At 70.6% G+C, this 11,368-nt stretch carries 12 protein-coding genes and 1 riboswitch; of the genes, 4 read left to right on the top strand and 8 right to left on the bottom strand.

Going from position 1 to position 11,368, the window contains the following annotated elements; all coding sequences use genetic code 11:
- The 6 genes from paaE to ctlX all read right to left on the bottom strand — a co-directional run.
- On the bottom strand, nt 1-1,057 hold a 1,057-nt coding region (gene paaE / locus VOI19_RS05470; protein WP_323791947.1), incomplete at its 3' end, for a 1,2-phenylacetyl-CoA epoxidase subunit PaaE.
- Between the two features lies 1 nt (nt 1,058).
- Nucleotides 1,059-1,580, bottom strand: coding sequence for a 1,2-phenylacetyl-CoA epoxidase subunit PaaD (paaD, locus tag VOI19_RS05475; RefSeq protein WP_323791948.1), 522 nt, complete (start codon nt 1,578-1,580; stop codon nt 1,059-1,061).
- 14 nt (nt 1,581-1,594) lie between these two features.
- Entirely contained in the window at nt 1,595-2,518 is a 924-nt protein-coding gene (gene paaC / locus VOI19_RS05480; RefSeq protein ID WP_323791949.1) for a 1,2-phenylacetyl-CoA epoxidase subunit PaaC, read from the bottom strand.
- A 10-nt stretch (nt 2,519-2,528) separates the two neighbouring features.
- Nucleotides 2,529-2,822: a 1,2-phenylacetyl-CoA epoxidase subunit PaaB gene (gene paaB, locus VOI19_RS05485; RefSeq protein WP_323791950.1), complete on the bottom strand. Its 294-nt coding sequence runs from the start codon at nt 2,820-2,822 to the stop codon at nt 2,529-2,531.
- On the bottom strand, nt 2,819-3,793 hold the full coding sequence (paaA, locus tag VOI19_RS05490; protein ID WP_323791951.1) for a 1,2-phenylacetyl-CoA epoxidase subunit PaaA: 975 nt from the start codon (nt 3,791-3,793) through the stop codon (nt 2,819-2,821). Before paaA ends, paaB begins: the two co-directional genes overlap by 4 nt.
- 98 nt (nt 3,794-3,891) lie before the next feature.
- On the bottom strand, nt 3,892-4,914 hold the full coding sequence (gene ctlX / locus VOI19_RS05495) for a citrulline utilization hydrolase CtlX (RefSeq protein ID WP_323791952.1): 1,023 nt from the start codon (nt 4,912-4,914) through the stop codon (nt 3,892-3,894).
- A gap of 42 nt (nt 4,915-4,956) precedes the next feature.
- A riboswitch (guanidine-III (ykkC-III) riboswitch) is annotated at nt 4,957-5,029 on the top strand.
- Between the two features lie 9 nt (nt 5,030-5,038).
- Here ctlX and VOI19_RS05500 point away from each other — a divergent pair.
- A complete protein-coding gene (locus VOI19_RS05500; RefSeq protein WP_323791953.1) occupies nt 5,039-5,353 on the top strand; it encodes a DMT family transporter in 315 nt (104 codons plus the stop codon).
- 28 nt (nt 5,354-5,381) lie between these two features.
- Nucleotides 5,382-6,362 carry a 5'-3' exonuclease gene (locus VOI19_RS05505; protein WP_323791954.1) on the top strand — a complete coding sequence of 327 codons (981 nt, stop codon included), beginning with the start codon at nt 5,382-5,384 and terminating at the stop codon, nt 6,360-6,362.
- Here the strand turns inward: VOI19_RS05505 and VOI19_RS05510 are convergent.
- Nucleotides 6,352-6,885 (bottom strand): glycine cleavage system protein R, encoded by a 534-nt coding sequence (locus VOI19_RS05510; protein ID WP_323791955.1) that lies wholly within the window; start codon nt 6,883-6,885, stop codon nt 6,352-6,354. The two genes, VOI19_RS05505 and VOI19_RS05510, sit on opposite strands and share 11 nt — an antisense overlap.
- Before the next feature lie 113 nt (nt 6,886-6,998).
- Between VOI19_RS05510 and VOI19_RS05515 the strand changes: the two genes are divergently transcribed.
- Both VOI19_RS05515 and VOI19_RS05520 read left to right on the top strand, forming a co-directional pair.
- Nucleotides 6,999-8,138, top strand: coding sequence for a DUF3089 domain-containing protein (locus VOI19_RS05515; protein WP_323791956.1), 1,140 nt, complete (start codon nt 6,999-7,001; stop codon nt 8,136-8,138).
- Between the two features lie 118 nt (nt 8,139-8,256).
- Nucleotides 8,257-9,462 (top strand): GAF domain-containing sensor histidine kinase, encoded by a 1,206-nt coding sequence (locus VOI19_RS05520; RefSeq protein ID WP_323791957.1) that lies wholly within the window; start codon nt 8,257-8,259, stop codon nt 9,460-9,462.
- A gap of 78 nt (nt 9,463-9,540) precedes the next feature.
- Here VOI19_RS05520 and VOI19_RS05525 read toward each other — a convergent pair.
- Nucleotides 9,541-11,368 (bottom strand): glutamine synthetase III (locus VOI19_RS05525; protein ID WP_323791958.1); only part of this gene is annotated, 1,828 nt, incomplete at its 5' end.

Below are 11,368 nucleotides of genomic sequence, written 5' to 3' on the forward strand. Positions count from 1 at the left end.
TTCCGATCTTGAGCGTCTCGCTCACCGGGTAAGCCTGGCAGGCCAGTACGAAGCCCTGCTCGAGCTCGTGATCCTCCAGCGCGTAGTTGCGCCGGAGATCGACCTCGCCGTCGCACAGGCGCGCCCGACACGTGCCGCACACCCCGCCCTTGCAGGCGAACGGCAGGTCGCTGCGGGTGGCCTGGGCGCCGTCGAGCACGCTCCGGTCGCGCGGCAGCGCCAACGTCGTGGACCGACCATCGAGCACCACGGTGACCGCACTCGTCTCCCCGGTCGCCACGGCATCGACGCGAGTGAGCACGGGCGGCGGCTCGTCGACGTAGAACAGCTCGACGTGGACGCGCTCGGGGTCGACGCCGAGATCGGTGAGCACCCCGCGAGCATCCTCGACGAGCCCGATCGGCCCGCACAGCCAGGCGTGGTCGAGGCTCGCGAGCGGCACCAGGGTCTCGACCAGGGTGCGCACGCGTTCGGCGTCGAGACGACCGGAGAAGAGGTCGACCTCACGCGGCTCGCGCGAGAGCACGTGGACGAGGTGGAAGCGCGATCCGAAACGGTTCTTCAGGTCGGCGAGCTCCTCGGCGAACATCACCGACGCACTGGTGCGGTTTCCGTAGAGCAGCGTCACCCGCGCATCGGGGTGCTCCAGGACGGTCGAGGCGATCGACAGCATCGGGGTGATGCCGGAGCCTGCTGCGATGCACAGGTGGTGCCCACCCTCGTCGGGGTCGGCGCGAAAGCGCCCCGTCGGGGTCTGCACCTCGACGACGTCGCCGGGCCGCACGTCGTGGACCAACCACCGGGAGAAGACGCCGTCCGGGATCTCGCGCACGCCGATCCGGGGCGAACGGCCGGCCGGGGCACACACGGAGTACGAGCGCCGGTGCTCGCGCCCGTCGATCGTCCGACGCACGGTCACCGACTGCCCGGCGCGGAAGTCGTAGGCCGCGCGGAGGTCGTCGGGGACGTCGAAGCTGACCGCCGCGGCGTCGTCGGTGAGCCGGTCGACGCGCGAGACCGTGAGCGGGTGGAACGCCGCCCGGGCTGGCGAGGACAAATCAGATCTCCTTGATGTGCTCGAACGGCTCGAGGCACTCGGTGCAGCGGTAGAGGGCCTTGCAGGCGGTGGCCCCGAACTCGGAGGTCAGTACGGCGTCGGCCGCCCCGCACTGCGGGCAGGTCACGGCCCGGTGGGTGGGCAGCAGCGAGAGCGGCACCGGACCACTCGTGTCGGGAGCGGGGCCCGGCGCGGAGATCCCGGCCTCGACCAGGGCACGACGGCCCTTCGGCGTGATGTCGTCGCTCGACCACGGTGGATCGAGGCTGATGCGCACCTCGACCTCGAGGAAGCCGTGGTTGTGCAGCCGGTGCACGACGTCGTCGCGCATCGTGGCCAGCGCCGGGCACCCCGAGTAGGTCGGGGTCAGCGTCACGATCACGCAGCCGCCGACGACCTCGACACCGCGCAGCACGCCGAGGTCCTCGAGGGTGAGCATCGGCAGCTCGGGGTCACGCACGCGCACGGCGATGCGCCTGGCCTCCTCGGCGCTGGCGGCGTGACGGGAGCTTCCGGGGCTCACCGGGTCCATGGCACTCACCAGGACCCCGACGGGTGCGCACGCGCCACGACCTGCATCTCGGCGAGCAGTCGGCTGAAGGCCTCGGTGTGCAGGCCGTCGCGACCGTTCTCACCGCGCACCCGCGCGAGCGGTCGTGCGTCGGCGCGCTCGATCCCGCTGGCCGACAGGACCTCGTCGAGCACCGCGTCGACCTCGGGTCGTACGACGCCGGGGTCGATGCCGACGCCCGCCTCGCTGACCCGTGCCTCGACGGGGTGGCCCTCGAAAAGCTCGGCCTCCAGCGGCCAGATCGCTCGTAGGCCGGCCTCGACCCGCGAGCGCGACTCGTCGGTGCCGCGGGCGAGGGTCAGGATCCACCGCGCGGCGTAGTCGCGGTGGTAGGTCATCTCCTTGACGCCCTTGGCGGCCACCGCGGCCAGCACGGTGTCACGGCTCCCCCGCAGTCGTTGGAGCAGCGCCAGCCGCCAGGCCGAGAAGACCACGAGCCGGGCCATCGTCTGGCCGAAGTCGCCGTTGTCGGCCTCGACGAGCCGCACGTTGAGGAACTCGCGGTCGCCACGGAAGAACGCGAGGGCGTCCTCGGGCGGCACCGGGGAGCCCTCGGGGAGGCTCGGCACCAGCGTCGGATCGGCAGCGGCAGCGCGCGCCAGGAGAAGACGCGCCTGACCGAGGAGGTCGAGCGCGATGTTGGCCAGCGCGATGTCCTCCTCGAGGTCGGGGGCGTTGCTGCACCACTGCGAGAGCCGGTGCGACATCACCAGCGCGTCGTCTCCCAGCATCAGGCAGTAGCGCCCGAGGTCACTCGGGTCGACGCCGTCGGGGACGGTCGTGTCGATCCCGGCCAGGGGGTCCTCGAAGTCGGTGCCGAAGGCCCACTGGGAGTCGTCGCTGCCCAGCAGCCCGTCGTAGACGGACTCGTGATCGTGCGTGGCGCTCATCGGTTCCTGCTCACATGTGGGGGACGTCGTCGGGGATCTCGTAGAAGGTCGGGTGCCGATAGACCTTGTCGCCGCTCGGGGCGAAGAGCGGGTCCTTCTCGTCGGGGCAGGAGGCGGTGACGGCGTCTGAGCGCACCACCCAGATGCTCACGCCCTCGTTGCGTCGGGTGTAGACGTCGCGGGCGTGGAGCAGAGCCATCTCGTCGTCGGCGGCGTGCAGCGAGCCGACGTGCACGTGGTTGAGGCCGCGTTTGCCGCGCACGAACACCTCGTAGAGCGGCCAGCCGCCGTCGACGCCGCTCATCGGACAGCCTCCTCGGGGGCAGCTGCGGGGGTGGACGCGGACGCCGCGAAGGCGGTCGCCGCCTCGCGCACCCAGGCGCCGTCCTCCCAGGCCCGGCGTCGGTGGGCGATGCGCTGGTCGTTGCACGGGCCGTTGCCGGAGATCACCTTCTTGAACTCCTCCCAGTCCGGCGAGCCGAAGTCGTAGGAGCCGCGCTCCTCGTTCCACTGTAGAGCCGGGTCAGGCAGCGTCACACCGAGCGCCTCGGCCTGCGGCACGGTCATGTCGACCATGCGCTGGCGCAGGTCGTCGTTGGTGTTGCGCTTGATGCCCCACGCCATCGACTGCGCGGTGTTGGGTGAGTCGTCGTCGGGCGGACCGAACATCATCAGCGCCGGCCACCAGAAGCGGTCGACCGACTCCTGCACCATCGCGCGCTGCTCGTCGGTGCCGCGCATCATCGTGGCGAGCAGCTCGTAGCCCTGGCGCTGGTGGAACGACTCCTCCTTGCAGACCCGGATCATCGCGCGTCCGTAGGGGCCGTACGACGTGCGGCACAGCGGCACCTGGTTGCAGATCGCGGCGCCGTCGACGAGCCAGCCGATGGTGCCCACGTCGGCGTACGACAGGGTCGGGTAGTTGAAGATCGAGGAGTACTTCTGACGCCCGTCGATGAGCATCCGGGTGAGCTCGTCGCGCGAGCTGCCGAGGGTCTCGCAGGCCGAGTAGAGGTAGAGGCCGTGGCCGGCCTCGTCCTGCACCTTGGCCAGGAGCACCGCCTTGCGACGCAGGGATGGCGCGCGGGTGATCCAGCCGCCCTCGGGCTGCATGCCGATGATCTCGGAGTGCGCGTGCTGAGCCACCTGACGCACGAGCGTGCGGCGGTAGCCCTCGGGCATCCAGTCACGCGGCTCGATCCGGTCGGCTCGCGCGATCACCGCGTCGAACCTCTCCTGCAGCGCCGGCTCGTCGAGCTCGGGCGTCAGCGTCATGGCTCCTCCAACGGGGTCTCGACGAGCAGCTCTCAGATTACTGACCGCTCGGTCACTAATAGAGTGCCACGCGAGAGCCGCCGAGCGCAACGGACCGCTCAGTGCTGCACCGCGAGGTCACTTCCGTCAGCCGTGTGCGGGTTCTCGTCGATGGCGACCACGGCCGGCGAGGGCAGGTCGAGGCCACGGCGGCGGTCGAGGTGGACGCCGGCGATCATGCAGCGCACCGATCCGCCGGCGAGCTCGATGGTGGGGATGTCGACGTCGACGATCGTGCAGGACTGCTCGATCACCGCCACCTGGTCGGGGCGCAGGCTGCGCCGGGCCCGCGACGACATCGCCATCACGTAGTTCCGGCGGCCGTCCTCGGTGCGTCCGCACAGCTCGACGGCGTTGCCGGCGAACTCGCGCACCTGCTCCTCGGTGAGCTCCACGATCGTGCGTCCGTTGACCGTCAGCCGCTCGCGCACGGCCGCGCGACGCACCTCGTCGGGGATCAGGTCGAGGGCGATCAGCGCGACCTCGGTGCCGATGCAGGCCATCACGTTGGTGTGGTAGACCGGCACGCCCGAGGAGTCGACAGCGTCGAAGGCCATCGGCTCGTAGCCGAAGTCGGTGCAGAAGCGCTCGAGCACGTGGGTGTCGGCGCGGTGGCTGACGGCCGCGTAGGCCACCCGCGACATGTGGTCGAGCACCATCGCGCCCGTGCCCTCGAGGAAGATCCCGTCGGGCTCGAGGCCGGAGTAGTCGACGATCGTCTGCACGCGGTAGGACGACTTCAGCATCTCCAGGACGTCGGCCCGACGCTCGTGACGCCGGTTCGAGGCATACATCGGATAGACCGCCACGGTGCCGCCGGCATGGGTGGAGAGCCAGTTGTTGGGGAAGACGCTGTCGGGACGGGTGTGGTCGCCGTCGGCGAACACGTGCACCCGCACGCCGGCTGCGCGCAGGGCCTCAGCCACGGCGTCCATCTCCTCGAGCGCGCGCGCCGACGTCTGGTCGTCGGCCTGTCCCTCGGGCGGCGAGGACTGGAAGGCGTTGTCCGCGGCGGTCGCCTGGTTGGGGACGAACCGCTCGGCACGGATCAGGATGACTGCGGAAGGGGCCTGTGCGCTCACGCACGGAATCTAGACGACGACACCCTGTTTGCCACACTGGCACCAGCGCCCGGAGCACCTCCCGGGCTCCCGGACGAGTGGGTGCCGTACCCGGTGTGCGACAAGACGGCCCTGAGGAGATGTCATGTCCTGGTTGATCCTGGTGCTGTCCGGAGTCCTCGAGGCGGTGTGGGCCACGGCCCTGGGCCGTTCCGACGGGCTCAGCAGACTCGCCCCGTCGCTCGTCTTCGCGGTCTCGGTGACGCTGAGCATGCTCGGCCTCGCCTATGCGATGCGCGAGCTGCCCGTCGGCACGTCGTACGCCGTGTGGGTCGGCATAGGTGCCAGTCTCACGGTCACCTACGCGATGGTCACCGGGGCCGAGTCGGCATCGCTGGTCAAGGTGCTCCTGCTGCTGATGATCGTCTCGGGTGTCGCAGGCCTGAAGATCTTGCACTGAGGCACGGGCCTACGGTGGGTCACTCATCATGACGACCTCTCCTCCGCACGACCCCAAGCTGCTGCTCTGCATCGACGCTCCGTCGCTGCTGCACCGCAACCACCACGCCCGGCAGGGCACGGCGCTGCGCGACCGCGGCGGCCGGCCCGCGTGGGCGCTGCACGGGATGGTGCGTCAGGTGCTGGAGGCGATCGAGTCGTTCGCGCCGGACGCCGTCGTCCTCGGGCTCGACGACAAGACCTCCTCGCTGCGCGCTCAGCAGTACCCGGACTACAAGGCAGGTCGCGCCGAGAAGGACCCCGACCTCGTCGACCAGCTCGGACGGGCGGGGGCGCTGCTCGGTGCGCTCGGGCTGCTCACGATCACCCCACCAGGGCTGGAGGCGGACGACGTCAGCGCGTCCGCGGCCGCGTGGGCCGAGCGCGCGGGCTGGCGCTGCGTGATCATCACCTCCGACCGCGACGCCTTCTCGCACATCAGCGAGACCACCGAGGTGCTGCGCCTCATCAACGGCGGCATGCACGCCTCTCCCCTGCTCAACCCCGCACGCCTCCACGCGATGTACGGCGTCGCGGCCGAGCACTACCTCGAATACGCCGCCCTGCGCGGCGACGCCAGCGACAACCTGCCGGGCGTCGACGGCATCGGCGAGAAGGGTGCCGCGGCGCTGCTCGCCCAGGTCGGCTCGATGCACGAGGTGTGGGCCGACCTCGAGCACTGCGACGGAGCGACGGTGGCGGCTGCTCTGGACGACTACTGCGCCGAGCAGGGTCAGCGGCGGATCAGTGCCGGGCTGCTCAAGCGCCTGCGCGAGCCCGGCGCTCGCGAACGATTCGAGTTCAACCTGACGCTGATGGGCGGCCGCGCAGATCTCGACCTCGGGCTGGAGCCCGACACGGCGGGAAGTCCCGGCCTGCTCCCCCTCGACCCCGATCGGGTGCGCCGGGTCGTCGATCACTTCGGGGTGGAGGCCACCACCGAGCTCGCCCTGCGCGTCCTCACGCGCTAGGCGTCGGCTCCAGGGACAGCTCGACCATCAGCTCGTCGGCGAGCTGCTCGAGAGCACCCCGCACCTCGGCGAGATCGGTCGCCGCGGGCACCGACAGGCTGGCCTCGACCTCGAAGAGGCTGCCGCCGGCCATCGGCGCGTCGCGGACGTCGGTGACCAGCTCGTCGATCCCGATCTGGTGGGCAGCAAGAGCCGCGGAGATCTCCGCGACGATGCCCGGGCGGTCCTGCCCGAGCAGGTGCAGCCTGACCTCGGACTCGTCACCGCCACCTCCACCATCTCGGGGCCCCGCGCGCTCCACGCGCACCTGCAGGCCGTCGACCGCGAGGCCTGCGAGCTCCTCCTCGAGCAGCGCCACTTCGCCGTCCGGAACCTCGACGAGCGCGACCCCGGCGAACTTGCCCGCCAGACGAGCCATCTGGCTGCGCTGCCAGCTGCCTCCCCGCACCTCGACCAGTCGAGAGACGGTCGACACCAGTCCGGGGCGGTCGTCACCGATGACGCTGAGCACCAAGGAAGCCATGCCCGCACCCTAGGACACCCGCAGCCCCAGGGTCGGTCACCTAGGCTCCGTGCAGCACCCCCGAACAGCAAGGACTCCCTCTCGTGGCCGGCCCGACACCGCACCGTTCGGCCTTGTTGCTGCTGCTCGTGGCGCTCGGCCTCATCGGCCTCGTGGTCCCGGCCGGAGCAGCCTCGGCGGAGACCCGTTGGCTCTGCCATCCCGGGCTACCCGACGACCCGTGCCGTGGCGACCAGACGACCACTGCGGTGCGCGCAGACGGGTCTGCTGTCGTACGGCGGCCGCGGGTCCCCCGTCGTGCGGGCGTCGACTGCTTCTACGTCTACCCGACCTCCTCGGAGCAGCCGACCCCCAACGCTCGTCGCCGCAGCGAGGCCTCCGTCGAGGCAGTGGCCCGCCAGCAGGCACAGCGCTTCTCGACCGTGTGCCGCACGTTCGCACCGCTCTACCGCCAGCGCACGCTGGCGGCGCTCGCGGCCGAGAAAGCCTTCACCGAGGAGCAGCGCGGCGACTTCTACCGGCTCGCCTACGTCGACGTCCTGCGCGCCTGGCGCGCCTACCTGGCCGAGGTCGGCCCGGAGCGACAGTTCGTGCTGGTGGGGCACTCGCAGGGCTCACGGCTGCTTCGCAAGCTCATCGCCGAGGAGATCGACCCGCGACGCAGCATGCGACAGCGACTGGTGTCCGCAGTCCTGCCAGGGGCCGACGTCGTCGTACGGCGCGGCCGCGACCGCGGCGGCGACTTCGAGCACCTGCGTCTGTGCCGCTCGTCACGCCAGCTGCACTGCGTGATGGCGTGGTCGGCCTACGGCGAGACCCCGCCCGACGACAGCCGCTTCGGCAAGCCGCCGACCGACGACGCGGCCTCTCCCGGGCTCGACCTGCCCGTGGGTCGTCGCCTCGAGGTGGCCTGCACCAACCCCGCCTCGCTCGCCGCCAACCGTCGCGTCCAGGTGCGCACGGTCGTGCGCTCCGAGCGGCTGCCCGGGCTGCTGGGTCTTCTGCAGCTGCAGCTCTACGGCGGCCCACCACCGAGCGCCGAGACGCCCTGGCTGGTGCCGGCAGACCGCTACACCGCACGCTGCGCTCGCACCAACGGCACCCACGTGCTCCGGGTGCGACCGGTCGGTGACGCCCAGCAGCTCAATCCGGCGCCCGATGACACCTGGGGCCTCCACATCGCCGACGTCAACCTCGTCCTCGGTGACGTGCTGCACGTCGTACGACGCCAGGTGGCCCGGCTGCGTCCGTGACCCGCTCAACGCGTCGCAGCTCAGCGCACGACACGAGTCCGCGAAACCAGCCACGGCCAGCGCCGGCCCTCCCTAGGCTGACCTTCCGATCCACCCCAGATCTCAGAGCAGGACCTCCGTGACCCAGCTGCACGTCGATCACAGCAACGACGCCGCCAGGATGGAGGCGCTCGAGCGCTACCGCCTGCTCGGTGCCGTCGACCGGCCCGAGCTGACGGCGTTCGCCGAGCTGGCCGCGCGCGTGTGCGGGGTCTCCTCCGCCTTCATCTCGGTGATCACCGACGACGAGCTTCGCCAGCTCGCGAGCACCGGCCTCGACCCCTTCAACGTGCCTCGCACCCTCTCGATGTGCGATGCCGTCCTCGCCGAGCCCGAACCACTCGTCTCGGCCAACCTGGCCCTCGACCCACGGTTCCGCGACAACGACTTCGTGCGTGCCGGGCAAGCGGTCTTCTACGCCAGCTATCAGCTCACCACTCCCTCCGGGGTGCCTTTCGGCTCGCTGTGCGTGCACGACGACCAGGAACGCGTGATCGACGATGAGCAACGACGCGCGCTGCGTGACCTCGCCGACCGCGTGGTCGACGTCCTCGAGCTGGAGGTGCGCAACCGCGAGCTCGCCTCGACCATCGACGAGCTCGAGCGCTCCAACCTGCAGCTGACCGCCTTCGCCGGCCAGGTCAGCCACGACCTCCGCAACCCGCTGGGCGCGCTCTCCGGCACGCTCGAGCTGCTGAGCGGGTTGACCGAGGAAGGTGAGCCCGACGTCGCGACCATGCGCGTGCTGCTCTCACGAGCGGAGCGCAGCACAGGACGGATGAGGGTGCTCGTCGAGGAGGTCCTGCAGTTCGCGGCCCTGGGCGGGCAGCTCGAACGCCGTGAGGTCGACGTCCGCCGACTCGTGCGCGACGTGTGCGACGACCTGGCCGTCGAGCTCGAGGGGGCCGTCCACCTCGCCGACCTCGACGCGGTCGTCGCCGACCCGGTGCAGCTGCGGATCGTGGTGCAGAACCTGCTCGCCAACGCCGCGAAGTACCGCCGCCCCGGAAAGCCTCCCCAGATCGAGCTGGCCGCGCGGTCCGGTCACCACACCTGGCGGCTCGAGGTCGTGGACCACGGGGTCGGCGTGCCGGAGCACGAGCTGGGGCGGGTCTTCGAGCCCTTCGTACGAGTCGGCGACTCGGCCGCGGTCACGGGCTCGGGGATGGGGCTCGCCACGTGCCGCCGCGTCGTGGATGCCCACGGCGGGACGATCGAGGCCGCGGCGACGCCGGGAGGCGGCCTCACGGTCCGGGTGGAGCTGCCCCACCCGTCGACTTCCTGAACGACCACGGGCCGCCGCACCCCAGAGGGTGCGACGGCCCGGTGCTCAGACAGGGTCTGGCGCTGGGTCAGGAGTGCCTCAGAGGATGTAGAGCATCTCCTGGTAGGTCGGCAGTGACCAGAGGTCGTCGGCGATGATGCCCTCGAGCTCGTCGGCCGCCTCGCGCACCGCCGTCATGGCCGGGAGCACCGAGTCGCGCATGTAGGTGGCCGCCTCGAGCGACTCCTCGGCGTGCTCGTGGGCGATGGCGTCGGCGAGCGTGGCCAGGCCGGCTCGCAGCGCCGCGATCGGCGCGCTGACCTGCTGGAGCGACGACAGGTCGGCGTCCACGCCGGCCGCCTTGAGCGCCGCGACGTTCGAGGCGAGCTCGGTCTGGTAGCGCAGCGCGGCCGGCAGGATCGTCGTCGCACCCATCTCCAGCGTCAGGTTCGCCTCGACCGCGACGGTGAGGATGTACTGCTCGCAGCCGATCTCGTAGCGGCTGTGGGCCTCGCCCTCGTTGAAGACGCCGTACTTCGAGAACAGCTCGATCGCCTCGGGCGTGATCAGCTCGGGCAGCGCGTCGACCGTCGTGCGCAGGTTCTTCAGCCCGCGCTGCTCGGCCTCGACCGGCCACTCGTCGGAGTAGCCGTTGCCGTTGAAGATGACCGCGCCGTGCTGCGAGACGATGTCGGCGAGCAGCGTCTGGACGGCCTCGTTGAAGTCGGTGCCCGCAGCGACCGCGGTCTCGAGCGACGTGGCGCAGTAGTCGAGCGCCTCGGCCATGATCGTGTTGATCATGACCATCGGGCCGGCGACGGTCTGCTGCGAGCCCGGCGCGCGGAACTCGAAGCGGTTGCCCGTGAAGGCGAACGGCGAGGTGCGGTTGCGGTCGCCCGGGTCCTTGTTGAGGTCGGGCAACGTGTCGACGCCGATGATGAGCGTGCCCTTGTCCTTCGAGCGGGTGGCACCGCCCTTGGCGATCTGGTCGAAGACGTCGGCGAGCTGGTCGCCGAGGAAGATCGAGATGATCGCCGGCGGGGCCTCGTTGGCGCCGAGGCGGTGGTCGTTGGACGCCGAGGCGACCGAGACGCGCAGCAGACCGCCGTACTTGTGGACCGCGCGGATGACCGCGGCGCAGAAGACGAGGAACTGCGCGTTGTCGTGCGGGTTGTCACCGGGCACCAGGAGGCTGCCGAGCTCGGAGTTGCCGAGCGAGAAGTTGACGTGCTTGCCCGAGCCGTTGACCCCGGCGAAGGGCTTCTCGTGGAAGAGGCACTCCATGCCGTGCTTCTTGGCCACCGACTTGAACGTCGTCATCAGCAGCTGCTGGTGGTCGGAGGCCTCGTTGGCGCGCTCGAACATCGGCGCGACCTCGAACTGGCCGGGCGCGACCTCGTTGTGCCGGGTCTTGGCCGGGATGCCGAGCTTGAACAGCTCGCGCTCAGTGTCCATCATGAAGCCGAGCACGCGCTCGGGGATGGCACCGAAGTAGTGGTCGTCGAACTCCTGGCCCTTGGGCGGCTTGGCGCCGAACAGGGTGCGACCGGCGTTGAGCAGGTCGGGGCGGGCCAGGAAGAAGTGGCTGTCGACCAGGAAGTACTCCTGCTCGGGACCGCAGTAGGCCACCACGTTGTCGGGCTCGGCGTGACCGAAGAGCTCGAGCACGCGCTTGGCGTGCACCGACATCGCCTGCTGCGAGCGCAGCACCGGCGTCTTGTGGTCGAGCGCCTCGCCGGTCATCGAGATGAAAATCGTCGGGATGCACAGCGTGTTGCCGTTGGGGTTCTCCAGCACGTAGGCCGGGCTCATCACGTCCCAGCCGGTGTAGCCGCGGGCCTCGAAGGTGTTGCGCAGACCACCGTTGGGAAAGCTCGACGCGTCGGGCTCGCCCTGGATCAGGGTCTTGCCGGAGAACGACGCGAAG

The sequence above is a fragment of the Nocardioides sp. genome (genome assembly GCF_034670285.1).
Lineage (GTDB): Bacteria > Actinomycetota > Actinomycetes > Propionibacteriales > Nocardioidaceae > Nocardioides.